This is a genomic window from Cupriavidus neocaledonicus, assembly GCF_000372525.1.
Classification (GTDB): Bacteria; Pseudomonadota; Gammaproteobacteria; order Burkholderiales; family Burkholderiaceae; genus Cupriavidus; species Cupriavidus neocaledonicus.
Window position 1 is genome coordinate 22,066 of record NZ_AQUR01000085.1, and the last position, 17,906, is coordinate 39,971.

Sequence of the window (17,906 nt, forward strand, 5' to 3'; positions counted from 1 at the left end):
CCCCCACCATGCCTGGCGCCCGCGGCGCTGTCCGCCTGATCGCTGCCGGACTGATGGCCTGCGCCACACTGGCGTCGGCCACCGCCGCCGCGCAGGCGCAGGGCAGCCACGCCGGCCACGACGGCCACGGCGGCCAGGCCAAGGCGAAGATGAGCGAACTCGGCACCGGCGCCGCCTTCGACCGCGACGGCAAGCTGTGGATTGCCTACAAGGACGGCCAGCATGTCGCGGTGCGTTGGTCGACGGACTACGGCCGCAGCTTCAGCGCGGCGCGGCATGTCAACGCCACGCCGGAGCCGGTCGCCGCCGACCATGAAAGCCGCCCCAAGGTGGCCACGGGGCCCGACGGCCAGGTCTACATCACCTGGACCCAGCCGCTGCCCAGGCCGTGGACCGGCTTTATCCGCTTTGCGCGCTCCACCGACGGTGGCAAGACCTTTGCCGGGCCGCTGACGGTGCATGCCAATCGCGACCAGATCGCGCACCGCTTCGACGCCCTCGCGGTGGACCCGGCCGGACGCGTCTTCGTCAGCTGGATCGACAAGCGCGACGTGGCCGCGGCCGAGGCGCGCAAGCAGCCGTATGCCGGTGCCGCGATCTACTACGCGGTGTCATCCGATCACGGCATGACCTTCCAGGGTGACTACAAGATCGCCGACCAGTCGTGCGAATGCTGCCGCATCGCGCTGACACCCACGCCCGACGGCAGGATGCTGGCGCTGTGGCGCCATGTGTTCCCGCCCAATGCGCGCGACCACGCGCTGGCGCTGCTGGGCGCCGACGGCAAGGCCGCGCCGATGCAGCGCGCCACCTTCGACGACTGGCGCATCGACGCGTGCCCGCACCACGGCCCCGGCGCTTCGGTGGCGCCGGACGGCACGGTGCATATGGTCTGGTTCAGCGTGCGCGACGGCAAGCCGACGGTGTCGCTGGGCCGCTGGCGCGACGGCAAGCTGCAGGCGCAACGTGCGCTCGATGACCCGCGCGCACAGCATGCCGATATCGTCGCGCTGAACGACAGCGACCTCGCGGTGGTGTGGAAATCGTTCGACGGCCGGCAGACGCGGCTTTCCGCCATGCTGTCGCACGATGGCGGCAACACCTGGCAGACGCGCAAGCTGGCCGGTACCGAGCGCGATTCCGACCGGCCGCACCTGCTGCAGCACGCCGGCCGCGCCTACGTGCTTTGGCGCACCGAGGCCGAGGGCTTCCAGGTCTTCGCGCTCGGGCAGGAGGGCGCATGATGCGGGCGCGCCGCCAACGGCTTGCGGCCGCGGCCGCTGCCACCGTTACCGCATGCGCGCTGGTGCTCGGCACCGCCCATGCCGCCGACCGCGTCGCCGTGTTCGAATCCGCCAGCGCCGCGCGTATCGCCGCCAGCCAGCAGGGCAAGCCCTTCGTGCTGGTGGTGTGGTCGCTGGATTGTGTCTATTGCAAGCGCAACTTCGACGCGCTCGGCAAGCTGCGGGTGAAGCATCCCGGGCTGCGCGTCGTCACGCTGGCCACCGACAGCGCCGAGGCCATGCCGCAGGTCCAACAGCTGCTCGAGCGCGTCAGGCTGACGCGCAATGCGTGGGTCTTCGGGCACGAGCCGCAGGAGCGGCTGCGCTATGCGGTCGATCCGGACTGGATGGGCGAGATGCCGCGCACCTACTTCTATCGCGCCGACGGTGACCGCCGGGGCGTGTCCGGCGTGATCAGCGAAGCCGACTGGGCGCGGCACCTGCGCTGGGCCGGCATCGCGGGCTGAGCCCGCCGCGCCGCCGGCCCGGCGCCGCCTTTTACTGCATCGCTCAGGACAGTTCCTTCGGCAGCTTGCCGCCGTTGGCGGCCAGCTCCTGCATCAGGCGCTTGTGCAGCCACACGTTCATCGCCGCGGAATCGTTCATGTCGCCGGTGTAGTGCAGCTCGCGCGCCAGTTCCTTGCGGTGTTCCAGGCTGCTGTCGATGCCGAGCGCCTTCATCGTATCGACGATGGAGGTGCGCCAGTTCAGCGTCTGCCCGCTCTGCTGCGCCATCCGGTCCATGATGGCCTCGACATCGACGCCCGACAGCGGCGTCGCTTGCGCGCCGGCCGGCGCGCCGGCGGTGCCCTGGACGTTGCCCGCGGGCGCCGCGCCGGTACCGGCGGTTGGCGCGGTGCCGGCCGGCGCGCCCGCTGAAGTCGGCGTTCCGGCCGCGGGTGGCGTGCCGGTGGTGCTCGCCGTGGTGGTGGCCGCGGGCTTGTCCTTGCCCAGCAGCTTGTTGAGGATGTCCTTGAAGATGCTCATGGCGGGCCTCCTGAAGGGTGGATCGTGGCAGCAAGCCCTTGCAGGTTCCGGGCCACCGTCGCGGCGCGTTGCCGCAGCGCCTGTAAGCCCCACCGTTTGTAAATGGTGCGTGTAGCGCGTCCGGCTTCCGCGCCGGCAGCGCCGGCGTGGCACGCCTCTTCCTGTGCGGCGCAGACATGCGCGCCCCGGGCTCGATGAATCGGTAGTTTCCCCACTCTTCCTGCATGGCCCGGCAGCGTCTATGATGCGGGCTTGTTGGTTCAATAAAGAAACAGATGTTCAAATATGAACACACAACAGTCGCGCTAGTTAAAGACTCGGCGTGGCCCAGGGAGGAGACATCATGAAATTCCGCATCGTCGCGGCCGCGCTGGCTGCTGCCATGCCGCTGTTGGCGGCAGCGCAGTCGGTGACCCTGTACGGCGTCGTCGATACTGGCGTGGAATACCTGAACCACGTCGGCGCGGCGGGCCAGGCCCTGGTGCGCCAGCCGTCGTTGGCGGCGACCGTGCCGTCACGCTGGGGCTTGCGCGGCACCGAGGATCTCGGCAACGGGCTCAAGAGCGTGTTCGTGCTGGAATCCGGGTTTGCGCCGGACTCGGGCGTTCCGAACCAGGGCGCGCGCCTGTTCGGCCGCCAGGCCTTCGTCGGGCTGAGCGGCCCGTGGGGACAGGTCGGGTTGGGGCGCCAGTACACCATGTTGTTCTGGGCCAGGCTCGATACCGACATCCTGACCTCCAACGTCTACGGCGTCGGCTCGATCGACAGCTATATCCCCAACACGCGCGCCGACAACGCGGTGTCGTACAAGGGCAAGTTCGGCGGCGTCACGGTCGGCGCGACGTACAGCCTGGGCCGCGATGCCGTCAACGCCGGCCCCGGACCGGCCGGCACCAACTGCGCGGGCGAGAATCCCGCGGATGCGCGCGCCTGCCGCGAATGGTCGGCCATGCTGATGTACGAGACCGACCGGTGGGGCGTGAGCGCCGCCTACGATTCCCTGCGCGGCGGCGCCGGCGCCTTTGGCGGCCTGACCCGCAGCAGCCTGAAAGACGATCGCTTATCGCTGGGCGGCTACCTGCTGCTGCAGCGGACCAAGCTGGGCCTGGGCCTGCTGTCGCGCAACAACCAGGCGAGCGCCACCCCGCGCAGCGATCTGTGGTTCGCGGGCGTCTCGCATGACATCACGCCCGCGTTCAACCTCGCCGGCGAAATCTATTACCTGCGCTACCGCCACAGCGCGAACGGAGCCTGGCTTGGCGCGATCCGCGGCACCTATGCGTTCTCGAAGCGCACCTCGGTCTATGCCACCGCAGGCTATCTCGACAATCGCGGCCAGTCGGCGCTGTCGGTCAGCGGCGGCAGCCCGGGCGGCAATCCGGCGCCAGGCGGGAACCAGGCCGGCGTCATGCTTGGCATCAAGCAGATCTTCTGAGCCGTTGCAGTCTTCTTTCACGAGGTAGAACGATGAAATCCTCCAGCTTGCTGTCGGCGCTGACCGGCATCATCCTGACCTGCGCCTCGGCGCTTTCGGCCGCGGCGCCCGCTGCGGCACCGGCGGCTGGCACTGCCAGTGCCACGGTCACTACCACCGCGGCTTCCGCCCGCGCAGGCGGCACCGATCGCACCGATCATTTCCGCGTGACGCTGCTGGGCACGGGCACGCCAGTGCCGTCGCCGGCCCGCGCCGGCTACAGCACGCTGGTGGAGGCCGGTGGCCAGAAACTGGTGTTCGATTTCGGCCGCAACGTATCGGTGCGCCTGTGGCAGCTGCGCATTCCGCTGGGCAGCGTCGATGCGCACTTCCTCACGCACTTCCATTCCGACCACCTGGTGGGCCTGCCCGACCTGTGGCTGACCGGCTGGCTGCGCCCGCCCTATGGCCGCCGCGACCGGCCCATGGCGCTGTACGGCCCGGCGGGCACGCGCGCGCTGGCGGAGGGCCTGCGTCAGGCCTTTGCCGCAGATATCGCGATCCGGCACAAGGACGAGGGCAGCGCGCTCACCGGCATCACCATCGATGCGCACGACGTCGCACCCGGCGTCGTCTATGAGAAGGACGGCGTGCGCGTGACCGCCTTCGAGAACGACCATGGCGACCACATCCGGCCGTCGTACGGCTACCGCATCGACTATCGCGGCCGTTCGGTGGTGCTGTCGGGCGATACCCGCTTCAGCCCCGCCGTGGTGGCGCAGGCCAGGAACGCGGACGTGCTGGTGCATTGCGTCACGCTGATCCCGGACGCACTGCTTGCTTCCAACCCTGCGTACCGCGCCATCTACGACCACCTGTCGTCGCCCGAGGACGCCGCGCGCGTGTTCCAGGCCGCGGCGCCGAAACTGGCGGTGTTCAGCCACATCGGCCTGAACGGCGATGCCACCGTCGGGCAGATCGTCGAGCGGGTCCGCAAGACCTATGCCGGTGAATTGCTGGTTGGCGAAGACCTGACCCGCATGGACATCAGCCTGGAGGGCCGCACCGGGACCTCGGGCGGCATCGCGGTGTGGCAGGAACAACCATGAGCCGCCCGGCGGCGCAGGCCGATTTCAGTCGGGCTTGATCCCGGCGCGCGCAATGATCGGCCGCCAGCGCTGCTGCTCCTGCGCGATGAAGCGCGAGAATTCCGCCGGCGTGCCGCCTACCACGATGGCCGCGTCAGCGCCCAGGCGCTCGACCGAGCTCTGGCTCTTCACGGCTTTCATGGTGGCGTCGGCCAGCTTGTCGGCGGCGGCCTGCGGCAGCGATGCCGGCGCCAGCAGGCCGTACCACTGCGTCATCTCGAAGCCGGGATAGCCTTGCTCGGCCACCGTGGGCACGTCGGGCAACTGCGCGATGCGCTGGGTCGTGCCGGTGGCGATGCAGCGCACCTTGCCGGCCTTGATGAACTGCAGGATCGCCGGCGCACCCACCGCGGCGGCGTCGAGCCGGCCGGACAGCAGGTCGGTGATCTGCGGGCCGCTGCCGCGGTATGGCACGTGGGTGATGAAGGTGCCGGTGGCGGCCTTCAGGTATTCGAAGGCCAGGTGGCCGGCACTGCCGTTGCCGGCCGATCCATAGTTGAGCTTGCCGGGCTTGCTCTTGGCGAGGGCCACGAATTCCTTCAGGTTCTTCGCGGGCACGTCGGGATGGACCACGTACAGGCTCGGTACCTTGGACAGCAGCGAGATCGCGCGGAAGTCCTTGACCGGGTCATACGGCAGCTTCGGGAAGATGAAGGGATTGACCGCCAGCGTGCCGATATGGCCGAGGATCAGCGTGTGGTTGTCGTCGGCGCGCGCGACTTCGCCCATCGCGATATTGCCGGCGGCGCCCGGCTTGTTCTCGACGAACACGGACACGCCGAGCAGCTTGGTCAGCTCCGCCGCGGTCGAGCGCGCGACGATCTCTGAGCTGCCGCCCGGCGCGAACGGCACCACCAGCCGGATGGGCTTGGCCGGCCAGGCCTGGGCGCGGGCGAGCGTGGGCGCCAGCGCGCATGCGCCCAGCGCGGCGCTGGCCTTGAGCAGTTGGCGGCGAATGGGATTGGCTGCGGTCATGCTGTTGTCTCCTGGGGTTGCGGTAGCCGGGCCGCGAAGCGGCAAGGTGGCTGCGTTGTTATTCGGGCCGGATGTTGCCGTCGCGGATGACCTTGGCCCATAGCCGCGCCTTCGCGTCGATGAACTGTCGCGCCTGCGCCGGGGGTGCTGCCACCACCTCGCCACCCAGCTCGGCCACGCGTTGCCGGATCTCCGCGCTGGTCATCACCTTCTGCAGCGCGTCGGCAAGCTTCGCGGCGATCGGCTCCGGGGTCGCGGCGGGGAGGAAGGCCGCGTTCCATTCATACACTTCGTAGCTGGCCACGCCGGCTTCCTGCATGGTCGGCACCGCGGGCAGCGCCGGGGTGCGGGCGCGGCTGGTCACGGCCAGTGGCTTGATCTTGCCGGCCTGGATGTGCTGCAGGCTGGAGGCCACGTTGGCAAAGAACAGCGGCACCTGTCCGGCGATGACATCGGTCATGGCCGGGCCGCCGCCCTTGTAGGGCACGTGCAGCAGGTCGACGCCGGCGCGCTGCTCGAACAGCACGCCGGCCAGATGCTGCGCCGAGCCGTTGCCCGAAGACGCGAAGGCAACCGAGCCCGGCTTCTGCCTGGCCATGGCGACGACATCGCTGACCTTGCCCGCCGGAAAGCCGGCGGTGGCGACCAGTACATTGGGATAGCGCGCCAGCACGCCGACCGGCCGGAACGCCTTGTCCGGATCGTAGGGCAGGCGCGGATAGAGGCTGGGATTCACGGCATAGGACGAGGCATCGACCATCAGCGTGTAGCCGTCGGGCGCGGCCTTGGCGACATAGGCCGCGCCGATCTGCCCGCCGGCACCCGGCCGGTTCTCGACCACCACGCTCTGCCCCAGCTCGCGCCCCAGGCCGGGCGCGATCAGCCGTGCCATCAGGTCGGCGCCGCCGCCCGGCGGATAGGTCACCACGATGGTGATGGGGCGCGCCGGCCACGCCGCGGCGTTGTCGGTGGCCTGCGCCGGTGTGGCGATGGCGCTCAGGGCGGTGGCCGCGGCGGTGATCGCGGCGGCGATCGCGTGGCGTGCGTGCATGGGTCTGTCTCCTTGGCGACGGTCCATAACGGTGCTCAGCGGACGTCGGCGGTATAGCGAAAGGCAAAGGCGTCGCCGCGCGTCAGCCGGTATTCGACGCAGTGGCCGGCCAGGTCGAAGGCGTGGCGCGTGACCACCGCGCAGGGATGCGCATCGGGCAGCGTCAGCAAAGCCGCCTCGTCCGCCGCCAGCGTGCGGAAGGTCACCTCGTCGACGGCACGATGGACCGTGACGCCGCAGGTGCTGCCCAGCAGCGGGTAGAGCAGATCGCCCCACTGCGCCGGCGGCAGCTGCTGCAGCGCTTCGCAGCGCGGCAGCGGCAGCCAGATCGATTCCAGCAGCCGCGGCGTCTGATCCAGCCAGCGGCGGCGCGAGATCGCGAGCCCGCGCGCGCCGCTGTCCAGCCCGAAACGGCCCGCCATGGCCTTGTCCAGCCGGACCGCGCGGCATGACAGGATCTCCGAGCGGGGCACCACGGGCGCGCCATCGGCGCCGCCGAAGCGAAAGAAGCGCATCAGGCTCGCGCCGCTCAGCCCCTTGCGCACGAACGTGCCCTTGCCTTGCACGCGCTCGAGCAGGCCCTGCTGGACCAGCACGGCGATGGCCTGGCGGATGGTGCCGAGCGCGATGCCGAACTCCCTGGCGAGCGCGCCTTCGGCCGGAATGGCACTGCCGGGTGTCCAGGCGCCGGAAACGATCCTGTCCTGCAGTGCCGCCGCGATCTGGCCGTAGCGGCTCAGCCCCGCGGTGGCGGTGGCGGTCGGGAGCGGTGCGTTGTCTGGCATGCCGGAGCCGTGCTAAATTGATTGAATGCTGATGTCCTCTAGAGGACTAGAATACTGACGCGGGTCTGGATGCCATATCCGGATATACCCGCCCCACGGAGGCTTGATGATGAGCAGGCGCGCTTTGCCGCTGGTGGATACCCATTTCCACGTCTTCGATACCGGCGTGGCTACGGCTTCGGCGCGCTACCGGCCGGCCTATGCCGCCGGGCTGGATGACTGGCAGGCGGCCATCGGCAAGCTCGGCGGCCAGGGCGACCTGTATGGGGTGGTGGTGCAGACCAGCTTTCTCGGCACCGACAATACCGCGCTGCTGGCCGCGCTGCGGGCGCGGCCCGGCCGCCTGCGCGGCGTGGCGGTGATCGACCCGGCGATCACGGACGCGCAACTGGCGGCGTTGCAGGCCGCCGGCGTGCGTGGCATCCGCCTGAACCTGTACGGCGATCCCGGCTGGCAACGCGTTGCCACTGCGCCGTGGCGCGCGCTGTTCCACAGGATCGCCGCGCTGGACTGGCACGTCGAGCTCCATACCGGTAACGGGCAGGGCGCCACGGTGCTGGCGCAGCTCGATGCGGCGCTTGGCGATGCCGGCGCGCCGGTCGTGCTTGACCACTTCGGCCGGCCTGGTGTGGCGGGGCTCGCGGACGCCGTCTTCGAAGCCGCCCGGGCCGTGCGCGCGCGCCGCCAGGTATGGGTGAAGATCAGTGCGCCCTATCGGCTGCCATCACCGCACGACTGGCAGCTGCTCGCGCAGCGCTGGCGCGACCTCGTCGGCGCTGACCGGCTGCTGTGGGGCAGCGACTGGCCCTGGACCAACCACGAGGCGCCGCCGCGGCTGGACGAGTGCCGCGAGCTGGCCGCGTGGCAAGGGCAGGATGGTGACGGCGCGGCGTTGTCCGCCGCGCTGCGCTGGCGCAACGCCGCGGCGCTTTACGGGTTTGCCGTGCCGGCCTAGCGTTATCCCGGCGCCGCACGGGGGCATTCAATCCGGCGCCAGCACCGCCGGCAACGCCGCCATCAGCAGGTCGATCGTCACCCGCAGCTTGTGCGGCAGGAAGCGGTTGCGCGGCCATACCAGGTGCAACGGCGTGCGGCTGGCCGAGGCCTGCGGCAGCACGCGCGCCAGCTTGCCCTGCTGCAGCGGCGCGCGCACCAGCCACAGCGGCAGGTTGGCCACGCCGGCGCCGCGGATCGCGGCCATGGCCAGGGTATCGATGTCGTCGAAGGCGAGACGGTGCGACAGCTCCGGGCGCACCGGATTGCCGTCGGTATCGGCCAGCGACCAGGGTACGGGCTGGCTGCCGCGCAGGTAGACCAGGCACTGGTGCGACAGCAGTCCGGCAGTGGTGGCCGGCGTGCCATGGCGGCGCAGGTAGTCGGGCGCCGCGCACAGCACCATGGCCTGCGTGCCGAGCGGCCGTGCCACCAGCGTGTCGCTGTCCGGCAGGCGGCCGCTGCGGATCGCCAGGTCGATGCCGTCGTCGGCAAAGTCCACCAGCCGGTCGGTGAAATTCCCTTCCAGCCGCAGTTGCGGATGACGCTCCGCCAGTTCCAGCAGCAACGGCGCCACATGATGGCGGCCGAACACCACCGGCGCGCTCACGCGCACGCGGCCTGCGACGGCGCCGCGCCCGGCTTCCAGCATGTGCTGGGCGGCATCCAGCTCTTCCAGCGCGTGGGCGCAGCGCTCGTAGAACGCCTGGCCGTCATCGGTCAGCGCCAGGCTGCGCGTGGTGCGCACGAACAGCTGCGCACCGACGCGTGCCTCCAGCCGCGCGATGGCCTTGCCGATGGCCGAGCGCGTCAGGCCCAGGCGCGCCGCCGCCTGGGCAAAGCTGCCGGCTTCCGCCGCGGCCACGAAGGCCGTGATGCCGGCCAGCCGGTCATGCGAGATTGGTTCCATGGTGGCTACACGGGAAGGAATTCGATTGTCCAATGGATCGGATGGGGAATCAGTATAGTGGGTTCACCGTTTTCTACCCACAGGACTGCACCCATGACTTCCTCCATGCAACGCTGGCAACTTTCGGCATTCGGCCGCAACCACCTGCATCGCGTCGAGGCGCCGATACCTACGCCGGGGCATGGCGAAGTACTGGTGCGGGTGCATGCGGTGTCGCTGAACTACCGCGACCTGCTGATCCTCCACGACGGCATGGGCATGCCGGTGCAGCCGCCGCTGGTGCCGGGCTCGGACATGCGTGGCGAAGTCGTGGCCATTGGCGATGGGGTTGCCTGCCTTGCCCCGGGCGACGCGGTGATCAGCACCTTCTTCACCGGCTGGCTCGATGGCGTGCAGCCGCGCCACAGCAAGCCGCTGGGCGTGCCGGGCCCCGGCATGCTGTCCGAATACGTGGTGCTGGCCGAGGACGCGCTGGTGGCGGCGCCGCGCACGCTCGACGCGGCGCAGGCCAGCACGCTGACCTGCGCCGGCCTCACGGCATGGCAGGCGCTGGCCGAGGCCACGGTGACGCGGCCCGGCGATACCGTGGTGGTGATCGGCACCGGCGGCGTCGCCCTGTTCGCGGTGCAGATCGCCCGTGCCCAGGGCGCGCGCGTGATCGTGGTGTCGGGCAGCGACGACAAGCTGGCGCGCGCGCAGGCGCTGGGCGCGGCACACGGCATCCATCGCGGCCGCACGCCGGACTGGCCCGCCGCGGTGCGCGAGCTGACCGGGGGCCACGGCGCCGACCATGTGCTGGAACTGGCCGGCGGCGACAACTTCGGCCGCTCGCTGGCCGCGCTGGCGCAGGGCGGCCGGATCTCGGTGATCGGCAACCTGCAGGGCGACGAGCTGCGTGCCAACGTCTATCCGGTGCTGCATGGCCGCGTGACCGTGCAGGGCATCGGCGTGTCGCACCGGCGCGCATTGCAGGACTTCGTGCGCGCGGTCGACTGGCTGCAGTTGCGCCCCGTGGTCGAGCGCGCGTATGGCTTCGGCGAGCTGCCGGCGGCGCTCGATCACCTCGAGCGCGGCGCCTTCGGCAAGGTGGTGGTGCGGCTGGACTGAGGCGGCCGGGCTGCTACTTGCGGGCCCTGGCGCGCGTGCTCTTCCTGGCGGCGGCGCGGGCCGCTTCCTTTTGCGCCGCTGCCGCCGCGCTCAGCTGCTCCAGCCACGCCATGCCCTCGACATACGACAGGAAATGCCGCAGGTATTCGGGCGAGGTCTCGCGCATCAGCGACAGCGCGCGGTGCACGAGATGGTCGGTATTGAGCGGTCCGGCGTTTTCCGGCACGCGTTCCAGCGACTGGCGGAACTGCTGTTCGACGCTGACCCTGGCCCAGGTTTCGCGGAAGTAGTCGGCGAGAGTGTCGACCAGCGGCGTGTCGACCGCTTGCGCCGGTGCCGGCGGTCGCGCACGGGCATCGTTCGAAGCCGGCGCGAGCGCTGGTTTGGCGCGCGCGGCGAGGTCGTGAACCAAGGCGCCCAGCGCGCTCACGGCAGGCGTTGGCCCCGGCTGGCACGTGGTCTCGCCAGCGTTATCGCCGTTGCCCGGCACGATGGCGGCATAGGCGGCGACCAGCGCCTGCAGGCGTGCCTCCAGCAACTGCCGCGCCGCGCCGCCGTGTGCGGCCGCGCGCGCGGCCAGTGCCTGCATCAGCCGGAAGCGCACCGGGTCGGCGCGGTCGGCGCCGCTGGCCTGCCAGGCGTCGAGTTGCGCGCGGGCCGCGGCCACCGCGTCCAGGTCAGCCATGCGCCTTCACCGTGCCGGTGGTCGTGCGCGGCACCGGCGAGATTTCCACGCGCCGGTTTTTCGCGCGGCCGGCGGCATCGGCATTCGGCGTGACCGGCTGCTGCGAGCCGAACGCGGCCGAGAACACCGACGCGGGCGGGATGCCCGCATCGATCAGCGTGCGGGTCACGGTCAGGGCGCGCTGGGCCGACAGTTCCCAGTTGTCGGCAAAGCGCCGGTTGCCCTCGCGCACCTGCTGGTCGTCGGTAAAGCCGCTGACCATCAGGATCTCGTCGCGGCTGCGCAGGTAGGCCGACAGCGGCTGGGCCAGGCTCCTGAGCAGGTCGCGGCCTTCGGGCTGCAGTTCGGCGGAATTGAGCGCGAACAGCACGCTGCCGCTGATGCCGATGCGCCCGTTCACCAGCGTTACGCGGCCGGCCGCGAGCGGCCCGGCCAGCGCCTTTTCCAGCGTCTCGCGGCGCTGGGCTTCTTCCTGCCGCTGCTTCACCTCGGCTTCCAGCCGTGCCGACAGCTCCATCTGCACGCCGATGACCCCCAGCAGCACCAGCACGAACGCGCCCAGCAGCACCGACATCAGGTCGCCGAAGACCGCCCAGGCCGGCACGGTGGGCTCAACGCCGGCGTCGAGTTCTTCCCTCATGCCGCCTCTGCGCTGGGCGCGTGCGGGGCCGCGCGCAGCTGCAGGCCTTCCAGGATCTGCTTCTGCGACAGCATGCTCAGGTCCACCACCTCGCGCGCTTGCGCCACGTAGTAGGCCAGTTGCTCGTCGCTGCGCGTCATCGACTTGTCGAGCGCGGCCTCGATGCGCTGCAGGTGCTCGATCAGCTTGCCGTTCGATTCGCTGAACAGCTGCACCGCCACGCCGAAGGCTTCGCCCAGGCTGGCCACCTCGACCGCGCTGCCGGTGACCTGCGCGGCGATGTCGGCAAGCTTGCCGGTCTCGGCCTCGACCTTGTCGGTGAAGCGCGTGCCGATGCGCTCGAGCAGGTCTGCGGTGGTGGCGACCAGGGTATCGACCGCGGTGCGCTGTTCGGTGGAGGCGTGGTTGACGGCGTCAAGCAGCGTTCCCAGCGTCTCCATCATGCGGCTGCGCTCCTCCAGCATGGCGTGGTCGCGCGCCATGCCTTCGGTCAGCTTCTCGCGCAGCTGCGCAATGACTTCGGCGGCGGCGCGGGGCGCTTCGCTCGCGGCCTGCAGCAGGCGCGAGACTTCGGCGACGGTGCCGGTGGCCTGCGCCTGGGCCTGCGCCGCCATGTCGCGCGCGGTGACGGCCAGCGTTTCGCAGATCTCGTGCTGGCGCGCGGTGGCGTGCGCGCTGGCCTGCTCCCATTCGCCGCGCAATGACGCCGCCATGGTGCCCAGCGTTTCGGTCCACGCGGCCAGGCGCTGCGCGTCCTGCGCCACCAGTTCCGCCTGCAGCGCGGTGGCGGCCTTCGGCGCCTCGGCCGCGGCCTGCACCAGGCGGTCGATCTCGGCGAGGGTGGTGGCGGCGTGCGCCTGGGTCTCGGTCGAGATCGCGCGCGCGGTCTGCGCCAGCGCCTCGCACACTTCCTGCTGGCGCGCGGCGGCGTGCGTGCTGGACTGCTCCCACTGCTGGCGCAGCGTCGCGGCGATGCTGCCGAGGGTCTCGGTCCAGCCGGCGAAGCGTGCCTCGTCGCGCTCGGCCAGTTCGGCCTGCAGCGCGACCGCGGCCTTCGGCGCTTCCGACGCGGCCTGCACCAGGCGGTCGATTTCGGCGAGGGTGCGGCTGGCATGCGCCTGCGTCTGCGCGGAGATTTCTTGCACGTTCTGCGCCAGCGTCGCGCTGATTTCATCCTGGCGCGCGACCGTCTGCGCGTTCAGCTGCTGCCATTCCTGGCGCAGCGTTGCGGTGATGCCGCCGAGCGTATCGGTCCACGCGGCAAAGCGCGCTGCATCGCGCGACGCCAGTTCGGCCTGCAGCGCGACCGCGGCCTTCGGCGCTTCGGCGGCGGCCTGCACCAGGCGCTCGATTTCCGCCAGCGTGCTGCTGGCGTGCGCCTGCGTCTGCGCCGAGACCTCGCGCACGTTCTGCGCCAGCGTGGCGCTGATTTCGTCGTGGCGGCTGACGGTGTGCGCGTTCAGCTGTTCCAGCTGCTGGCGCAGCGTCGCGGTCATGCCGCCGAGCGTGTCGGCCCAGGCCGACAGGCGCTGCGCGTCCTGCGCGGCCAGCTGTGCCTGCAGCCCGGCATGCGAGGCATCCACGTTGCGCACCAGCGCCGCGGCATGCTCGCCAAACGTTGCCGCGGCCGCGGCCAGCGCCTGCTGGTTGTCGCCGGCCAGCTTTTCGCCGGCCTGCTGCTGTTGCGACAGCGCCTCGCGCCACGCCCCGGCGGTGCTGGCCGCCACCGCATCGAAGCGGGTGGCGACATGGTCCAGCAGGCTGGTCGAGCGCTGGTCGAAGGTCTGGCTGAAGCCGTCGAGCGCAGTGCGCAGGTCCGCCGCCAGCGCCTCGCTGGTGCGCTGATGGCCGGCGAGCGCCTGGTGCCAGGTATCGGCGACACCGGCGGTGGCGCGCTCGAACCGGCTCGAAACGCCGTCCAGATGCTGTTGCACCGCCTGCGTGACGGTGTCGCGCAGCGCCGTGGTCTCGCGGGCCAGGCCGGCCATGGTCGCGTCCACCGCCGGCTGGATCGCGGCACCGGCGGCGCGGGCGCTGTCGGCGATGCTGTCCTTCAGCGATTGCTCCACCGATGACGCGAGGCGCGCATAGACCGCCTCGGTCTTGCCGTGGAAGGCGTCCTGGCCGGCCGCCAGCCGTTCGGCCAGGGCCTCGTGCTGTTGCGCCATGGCGCGCATCATGGCCTGCATCTGCTCGGCCAGCGCCGGCATCACCTCGGCCTGGCGCTGCAGCAGCTGCAAGGCCTGGTCGCGCTGGTGGCCACGGGAGTAGCCGCGCAGCGTGGTGGCGATGCGGGCGTCGAGCGCCTGCGCGGCCTGGATGCGCTCGCGCCGGCACAGTGCGGACAGCAGTCCCAGCATGGCCGAGGTGGCCACGCCCGCGACGGAGGTGCCGAAGGCAAAGCCCAAGCCCTTGACCGGCGCCGCCAGCGAAGCGCGGATCGCCTGCAGGTCGGTGGCGCCTTCGAGCGCGATGCCGGTGCCGCGCAAGGTGGCCACCATGCCGAGGAACGTGCCGAGCATGCCCAGCAGCACCAGCAGCCCGACCAGGTACGGCGTCAGCGCGGGGCCGGGCAGGCCGACGCGCTCGCCTTCCACGCGCAACCGCACGCTGTCGCGCAGGCTGGGGTGCAGGCGTTCCAGCCAGCCGCCGAGGCTGGCGGGTGCTTCGGCCAGTCCGGCCAGCGCCTGCGCCAGCGTGGCGGTGGCCTGGCGGTAGCGCAGCAGTTCCAGCGCGCCGCCCACGTAGAAACCGCCGATCAGCAGGGTGACGACGAGCGCGAGGAAATTGGTGCTGGCATAGCCCGCGCCAATCCAGCAGACGACCGCCAGGCCCGCCAGGAACGCAACAATATGGGAGAGGTATCGGGTCATGATGTCCGGGTTAGCTGTCTTGCAGCGCCGCCAGCAGGCCTTCGACGGGCTGCCAGCGGATCTCGAGTTCGGCGAGCAGCACGCTCTGCATATCCTTGCGGAACACGCCCAGCCATGCGCCGGGACGCACCGCCGCGGCCTGTGCCGGAGCCTGGGCCTGCGCCTCCAGTGCCGCGGCTTCGGCCTGGCGCAGACGCTGGAAGTGCGCCTCCAGCAGGTTTGGCACCGCGCCCAGCAGGCTTTGCTCGCGCATGCCGAGCACGCGCTCCATCACCGCGTCGACCATCGCCAGCTTGGCCAGCGCCGGCGTGCGGGTCGACAGCGCGGCGCGCAGGCGTGCGCGCACGTTGCCGATGGCGGTTTCCATGGCCTGCTGCAGCGTCTGGTAACGCTGGCGATGGACCGCGTAGTCGACCTGTGCATCGACCGGGTCAGGCAGCGCCGACGGTCGCGGGGGACCGCGCCGCCGGGCTGCCGGCGTGGTGTCTTCGGCAATGGCCTCCACCAGCCGGGCGCGCACGCGCGCGCATTCCTGCGCTTCGGTGCTGCTGCCGGCACTTGCCGTAGCCGGCATGGCAGGGGCATGGGCCTTCAGCGCGGAAGACAGCGCGATCGCATCCGCCCAGCCAAGCCATTGGCTCAGCTGGCTCGAAAGCGAGCTTGCAGGGGCGGGGGCGTCGGCGTCAGCCAGGCGGGCCAGCAGGCGGACCAGCGTGGGTCCGCTCAAGCCTGTGCGCCGGGGCACTTGTAACATTCCGCTGGATTCGAAAAATGCAGCAGTTTACACGCCCCGGCAGTGGCGCGGCCGGCTGGGCTGGCGGATGATGGCGGGAAGCCGCTTCCGACCCGCCCCGATCTGCCCAACATGGAGCCCCCGCCATGAAACTCGTCGGCATGCTCGATTCCCCCTATGTCCGCCGCACGGCGATCTCGCTGCGCCTGCTCGGACTGCCGTTTACGCATGAATCCGTGTCCGTCTTCCGGGAAGTCGAGCGCTTCCGCGCCGTCAATCCGGTCGTCAAGGCGCCTTCGCTGGTGTGCGACAACGGCGTCGTGCTGATGGACTCCACGCTCATCATCGACTATGCCGAGTCGCTGGCCGGTCGCAGCCTGATGCCGGCGGATACGGCGTCGCGCCAGGCCGCGCTGCGCGTCGTCGGGCTGGCACTGGCGGCGTGCGAGAAGGTGGTGCAGAACTTCTACGAACACAGCCAGCGTCCGGCTGGCAAGCGGCACCAGCCATGGCTGGACCGCGTCGACGCCCAGCGCGAGAGCGCCTTTGCGTTGCTGGAGGCCGAGCTTGCCGCGCGCCCGCTGCCGCGTTCCGAAGCCGGGATCGGCCAGCCCGAGCTGACCGCCGCGGTGGCCTGGACCTTCACGCAGTTCATGCTGCCCGGGGCGGTCGATCCGGCATTGCATCCGGCGCTGGCAAGGCTGGCCGCCGCGCTGGAGCGGCTGCCGGCATTCGAGGCCTTGCCCTGCGCATAGGCGACCCTGCACGCGTTCACTGCCGGCGACTTCCGGAGCAAGAGAAGAGCCGCGCCGTGCAGGAAGCCGTGGCCTAATCCTCTGCCACCTGGCAGAACCGCAGCCGGTTCCCGAACGGATCGGCCACCTGCAGCATCCGGCCCCAGCCCACGTCCTCCACGCCGGGCCTGGCGTAGGGATAGTCCCTGGCGGACAGCTCCCGGTGCAGCGCATCGATGTCAGCCACCGGCACGAACACGGTCGACCCCGGCGTGGCATCGCCATGGTGCTCGCTCAGATGCAGCGTCAGGCCGCTGCGCGTGACCTGCGCGTACAGCGGCGACCCGTCGTCGAAGCGATGTTCCCAGTCGAGCGTGAAGCCAAGGAAATCCAGGTAGAACTCCCTGGCCTTGTCGACCGAGAAGATCCGGAGGATGGGGATGCCGGCGGACAGGTCCATGATGTTCGGGGCGGAAGTGGCGCGGGAATCGTCGATGATAGCCGCCGCATAAGCATTCGCGACAATCTTCGTTGGCTTTGCGCGATGTGGTGACTAAGCTGGCGCTCCGATCTGTATCCGGAGCTCTGCCATGGACCCTAGCCACAATTCCCGTCGCCGCTGGCTTATTGCCGCAGCGGGCGCGGCCGCGGCAGCCGCGCTGCCTGGTGTCAGCCTGGGGCAGGGCCTGACGACATTGCGCATCGGCTACCAGAAGTCTTCCACGCTGATGATCCTGCTGAAATCGCGGCAGACGCTGGAAAAGGCGCTGGCGTCCAGGGGCGTGGCGGTGCAGTGGTATGAGTTCACCTCGGGCCTGCCGCTGCTGGAAGCGCTGAACCTGGGCAACGTCGACCTTAGTGCCGACGTGGCCGATGCGGTGCCGCCGTTCGCGCTGGCCGCGGGTGCGGCGCTCACGTATTACGCGACCGAGACGCCGTCGCCGCAGGCGCAGGCGATCGTGGTGCGCGGCGATTCGCCGATCCGCGAGGTGGCCCAGCTCAAGGGCCAGCGCGTGGCGTTTGCCAAGGGCGCCGGCGCGCACTACCTGGTGCTCGAGGCGCTGGCGCGCGCCGGGCTGTCGATCCGCGACATCGAGCCGGCCTACCTGAGCCCGGCCGATGCGCGCGCGGCGTTCGAGCGCGGCAGCGTGGCGGCGTGGGTGATCTGGGACCCGTTCCTGGCCGCGGTGCAGCGCCAGTCCAATGCGCGCGTGCTGCGCGACGGCGAAGGGCTGTCGAGCTATCGCCGCTTCTACCTGGCGGCGACGCCGTACGCGCGCGCGCATGCCGAAGTGCTGGAGGTGGTGTTCGACGCGCTGCGCGACGCGGGCGACTGGGTCAAGCGCAACCCCGCCGAGGCCGCGCGCTGGCACGCGCCGCTGATCGGCCTGGATGCCGCCACGGTGGAGGCCGCCAACGCGCGCCGCAGTTATGCCGTACGCACCGTCGACGCGGCCGCGCTGGCCGAGCAGCAGCGCATCGCCGATGCCTTTGCCGCGCAGGGCATCCTGCCGCGCAAGGTAGCGGTGTCGGCCTCGCCGGTCTGGCGCAAGGCGTAAGCGGCGCCCTGCGCCCCGTCGCGCCAGGC

At 70.7% G+C, this 17,906-nt stretch carries 18 protein-coding genes; 8 read left to right on the forward strand and 10 right to left on the reverse strand.

Annotated features, from left to right (window positions below; translation table 11 throughout):
* Positions 1-8: 8 nt before the first annotated feature.
* Positions 9-1,244: a sialidase family protein gene (locus A3AG_RS0108840; protein WP_035848261.1), complete on the forward strand. Its 1,236-nt coding sequence runs from the start codon at positions 9-11 to the stop codon at positions 1,242-1,244.
* On the forward strand, positions 1,241-1,750 hold the full coding sequence (locus A3AG_RS0108845; protein WP_018005049.1) for a TlpA family protein disulfide reductase: 510 nt from the start codon (positions 1,241-1,243) through the stop codon (positions 1,748-1,750). The genes A3AG_RS0108840 and A3AG_RS0108845 overlap by 4 nt, the downstream gene beginning before the upstream one ends.
* A 43-nt stretch (positions 1,751-1,793) precedes the next feature.
* On the opposite strand, the gene A3AG_RS0108850 is transcribed toward A3AG_RS0108845, so the two are convergent.
* The gene (locus A3AG_RS0108850; protein ID WP_018005050.1) at positions 1,794-2,270 is read right to left on the reverse strand and encodes a DUF3597 domain-containing protein; all 477 of its coding nucleotides are present in this window, start codon (positions 2,268-2,270) and stop codon (positions 1,794-1,796) included.
* A 343-nt stretch (positions 2,271-2,613) separates the two neighbouring features.
* Here A3AG_RS0108850 and A3AG_RS0108855 point away from each other — a divergent pair, with 343 nt between their 5' ends.
* Together A3AG_RS0108855 and A3AG_RS0108860 are read left to right on the forward strand one after the other, a co-directional pair.
* Positions 2,614-3,705: a porin gene (locus A3AG_RS0108855; RefSeq protein ID WP_018005051.1), complete on the forward strand. Its 1,092-nt coding sequence runs from the start codon at positions 2,614-2,616 to the stop codon at positions 3,703-3,705.
* A 32-nt stretch (positions 3,706-3,737) separates the two neighbouring features.
* On the forward strand, positions 3,738-4,793 hold the full coding sequence (locus tag A3AG_RS0108860; RefSeq protein WP_026164058.1) for an MBL fold metallo-hydrolase: 1,056 nt from the start codon (positions 3,738-3,740) through the stop codon (positions 4,791-4,793).
* Positions 4,794-4,817: 24 nt separating this feature from the next.
* Here A3AG_RS0108860 and A3AG_RS0108865 read toward each other — a convergent pair whose 3' ends face one another.
* The 3 genes from A3AG_RS0108865 to A3AG_RS0108875 are packed head-to-tail and all read right to left on the reverse strand — an operon-like array spanning position 4,818 to position 7,643.
* Entirely contained in the window at positions 4,818-5,807 is a 990-nt protein-coding gene (locus A3AG_RS0108865) for a Bug family tripartite tricarboxylate transporter substrate binding protein (RefSeq protein ID WP_018005053.1), read from the reverse strand.
* A gap of 58 nt (positions 5,808-5,865) precedes the next feature.
* Positions 5,866-6,858, reverse strand: coding sequence for a tripartite tricarboxylate transporter substrate binding protein (locus A3AG_RS0108870; RefSeq protein ID WP_018005054.1), 993 nt, complete (start codon positions 6,856-6,858; stop codon positions 5,866-5,868).
* Positions 6,859-6,893: 35 nt separating this feature from the next.
* Positions 6,894-7,643 (reverse strand): GntR family transcriptional regulator, encoded by a 750-nt coding sequence (locus A3AG_RS0108875; protein ID WP_018005055.1) that lies wholly within the window; start codon positions 7,641-7,643, stop codon positions 6,894-6,896.
* Between the two features lie 106 nt (positions 7,644-7,749).
* Here A3AG_RS0108875 and A3AG_RS0108880 point away from each other — a divergent pair, with 106 nt between their 5' ends.
* Positions 7,750-8,598, forward strand: coding sequence for an amidohydrolase family protein (locus A3AG_RS0108880; protein ID WP_018005056.1), 849 nt, complete (start codon positions 7,750-7,752; stop codon positions 8,596-8,598).
* 27 nt (positions 8,599-8,625) lie between these two features.
* On the opposite strand, the gene A3AG_RS0108885 is transcribed toward A3AG_RS0108880, so the two are convergent.
* Positions 8,626-9,546, reverse strand: a complete 921-nt coding sequence (locus A3AG_RS0108885; RefSeq protein ID WP_018005057.1) for a LysR family transcriptional regulator — start codon at positions 9,544-9,546, stop codon at positions 8,626-8,628.
* Positions 9,547-9,639: 93 nt separating this feature from the next.
* Between A3AG_RS0108885 and A3AG_RS0108890 the strand changes: the two genes are divergently transcribed.
* Positions 9,640-10,653: a zinc-dependent alcohol dehydrogenase family protein gene (locus A3AG_RS0108890; protein ID WP_018005058.1), complete on the forward strand. Its 1,014-nt coding sequence runs from the start codon at positions 9,640-9,642 to the stop codon at positions 10,651-10,653.
* A 13-nt stretch (positions 10,654-10,666) separates the two neighbouring features.
* On the opposite strand, the gene A3AG_RS0108895 is transcribed toward A3AG_RS0108890, so the two are convergent.
* From A3AG_RS0108895 to A3AG_RS0108910, 4 genes are read right to left on the reverse strand one after another with little or no spacing between them, the layout of a single operon-like run.
* Positions 10,667-11,338, reverse strand: coding sequence for a DUF2894 domain-containing protein (locus A3AG_RS0108895; RefSeq protein WP_018005059.1), 672 nt, complete (start codon positions 11,336-11,338; stop codon positions 10,667-10,669).
* A complete protein-coding gene (locus tag A3AG_RS0108900; RefSeq protein ID WP_018005060.1) occupies positions 11,331-11,978 on the reverse strand; it encodes an OmpA family protein in 648 nt (215 codons plus the stop codon). The genes A3AG_RS0108895 and A3AG_RS0108900 overlap by 8 nt, the downstream gene beginning before the upstream one ends.
* Positions 11,975-14,851, reverse strand: a complete 2,877-nt coding sequence (locus tag A3AG_RS0108905; protein WP_018005061.1) for a DUF802 domain-containing protein — start codon at positions 14,849-14,851, stop codon at positions 11,975-11,977. Before A3AG_RS0108905 ends, A3AG_RS0108900 begins: the two co-directional genes overlap by 4 nt.
* 10 nt (positions 14,852-14,861) lie before the next feature.
* On the reverse strand, positions 14,862-15,605 hold the full coding sequence (locus tag A3AG_RS0108910; protein WP_018005062.1) for a DUF3348 domain-containing protein: 744 nt from the start codon (positions 15,603-15,605) through the stop codon (positions 14,862-14,864).
* Between the two features lie 125 nt (positions 15,606-15,730).
* Between A3AG_RS0108910 and A3AG_RS0108915 the strand changes: the two genes are divergently transcribed.
* Positions 15,731-16,339: a glutathione S-transferase family protein gene (locus A3AG_RS0108915; protein WP_018005063.1), complete on the forward strand. Its 609-nt coding sequence runs from the start codon at positions 15,731-15,733 to the stop codon at positions 16,337-16,339.
* Between the two features lie 73 nt (positions 16,340-16,412).
* On the opposite strand, the gene A3AG_RS0108920 is transcribed toward A3AG_RS0108915, so the two are convergent.
* Positions 16,413-16,778 carry a glyoxalase superfamily protein gene (locus tag A3AG_RS0108920; RefSeq protein WP_018005064.1) on the reverse strand — a complete coding sequence of 122 codons (366 nt, stop codon included), beginning with the start codon at positions 16,776-16,778 and terminating at the stop codon, positions 16,413-16,415.
* 130 nt (positions 16,779-16,908) lie between these two features.
* Between A3AG_RS0108920 and A3AG_RS0108925 the strand changes: the two genes are divergently transcribed.
* Positions 16,909-17,877, forward strand: a complete 969-nt coding sequence (locus A3AG_RS0108925; protein WP_018005065.1) for an aliphatic sulfonate ABC transporter substrate-binding protein — start codon at positions 16,909-16,911, stop codon at positions 17,875-17,877.
* Positions 17,878-17,906 lie beyond the last annotated feature (29 nt).

Coding starts and splice junctions, on each gene's coding strand:
- A3AG_RS0108840 (WP_035848261.1), top strand. CDS start 9: ATGCCTGGCGCCCGCGGCGCTGTCCGCCTGATCGCTGCCGGACTGATG.
- A3AG_RS0108845 (WP_018005049.1), top strand. CDS start 1,241: ATGATGCGGGCGCGCCGCCAACGGCTTGCGGCCGCGGCCGCTGCCACC.
- A3AG_RS0108850 (WP_018005050.1), bottom strand. CDS start 2,270: ATGAGCATCTTCAAGGACATCCTCAACAAGCTGCTGGGCAAGGACAAG.
- A3AG_RS0108855 (WP_018005051.1), top strand. CDS start 2,614: ATGAAATTCCGCATCGTCGCGGCCGCGCTGGCTGCTGCCATGCCGCTG.
- A3AG_RS0108860 (WP_026164058.1), top strand. CDS start 3,738: ATGAAATCCTCCAGCTTGCTGTCGGCGCTGACCGGCATCATCCTGACC.
- A3AG_RS0108865 (WP_018005053.1), bottom strand. CDS start 5,807: ATGACCGCAGCCAATCCCATTCGCCGCCAACTGCTCAAGGCCAGCGCC.
- A3AG_RS0108870 (WP_018005054.1), bottom strand. CDS start 6,858: ATGCACGCACGCCACGCGATCGCCGCCGCGATCACCGCCGCGGCCACC.
- A3AG_RS0108875 (WP_018005055.1), bottom strand. CDS start 7,643: ATGCCAGACAACGCACCGCTCCCGACCGCCACCGCCACCGCGGGGCTG.
- A3AG_RS0108880 (WP_018005056.1), top strand. CDS start 7,750: ATGATGAGCAGGCGCGCTTTGCCGCTGGTGGATACCCATTTCCACGTC.
- A3AG_RS0108885 (WP_018005057.1), bottom strand. CDS start 9,546: ATGGAACCAATCTCGCATGACCGGCTGGCCGGCATCACGGCCTTCGTG.
- A3AG_RS0108890 (WP_018005058.1), top strand. CDS start 9,640: ATGACTTCCTCCATGCAACGCTGGCAACTTTCGGCATTCGGCCGCAAC.
- A3AG_RS0108895 (WP_018005059.1), bottom strand. CDS start 11,338: ATGGCTGACCTGGACGCGGTGGCCGCGGCCCGCGCGCAACTCGACGCC.
- A3AG_RS0108900 (WP_018005060.1), bottom strand. CDS start 11,978: ATGAGGGAAGAACTCGACGCCGGCGTTGAGCCCACCGTGCCGGCCTGG.
- A3AG_RS0108905 (WP_018005061.1), bottom strand. CDS start 14,851: ATGACCCGATACCTCTCCCATATTGTTGCGTTCCTGGCGGGCCTGGCG.
- A3AG_RS0108910 (WP_018005062.1), bottom strand. CDS start 15,605: ATGTTACAAGTGCCCCGGCGCACAGGCTTGAGCGGACCCACGCTGGTC.
- A3AG_RS0108915 (WP_018005063.1), top strand. CDS start 15,731: ATGAAACTCGTCGGCATGCTCGATTCCCCCTATGTCCGCCGCACGGCG.
- A3AG_RS0108920 (WP_018005064.1), bottom strand. CDS start 16,778: ATGGACCTGTCCGCCGGCATCCCCATCCTCCGGATCTTCTCGGTCGAC.
- A3AG_RS0108925 (WP_018005065.1), top strand. CDS start 16,909: ATGGACCCTAGCCACAATTCCCGTCGCCGCTGGCTTATTGCCGCAGCG.